Below are 682 nucleotides of genomic sequence, written 5' to 3'. Positions count from 1 at the left end.
GGATGTTAGTGCTGTACTGGCCGGTAGCGATGCCAGCTTTGTCGACACTGTTTATGCTTTAGCAAGCAAGACCGTCGAACTCACTGGAAACGCAAAAGAACTCATTACCAGCAATATCGTATTTAAAGAGATTGAGGTAGCGGGTACTGGTGGTGAAAAGCTTGTCGGCTCAGGCTTCGCCGATACGATCGAAATTACCGGAGATAGGGCCTTTAAAGCCAATGAAATAGCCTTTACCGGTATCTCAAGTCTCAATACCGGTGGGGGTACCGACAGTATTATTGACGGTACTGGGCAAACCGGTAGCCAGTGGATTTTGGGGGCAGAAAGTGAAGAAATCACAGGCTACAACATTGCATTTAGTGATGTAGAAACTATCCAGGCAGATACTGGTGAGCTGGTTGGCAGAAATGACCAAGATGAAACATTTAAGCTTTCTGCTTACACAGACAATGGACAGCAAAAGACCAAGATCGATACTAAAGGCATGGCCTTTACCGGTATTGGCATTTTAAGCGCTGGGGACTCAAACTCTTTTACAGACACGATTGAAAGCAGTGTTAACAATAGTAATTGGGCGCTCACAGCAATTGATAATCAGGTAGAGCATGCCGGTGTCACCATTAATGATGCCGATATATTGAGTGGCGGCAAAGGAATACTGCAGGGTGCTTCCAATAGC

1 protein-coding gene is annotated in these 682 nt (G+C 45.7%); it reads left to right on the top strand.

The features are described from left to right. The coding region (locus tag ACXAFI_RS20015; protein WP_475110174.1) for a hypothetical protein at positions 1–682 on the top strand (682 nt) is incomplete at both ends.

It is taken from the genome of Microbulbifer sp. ABH2_005 (genome assembly GCF_056160005.1).
This window is presented reverse-complemented; position numbering and strand designations above follow the sequence as displayed.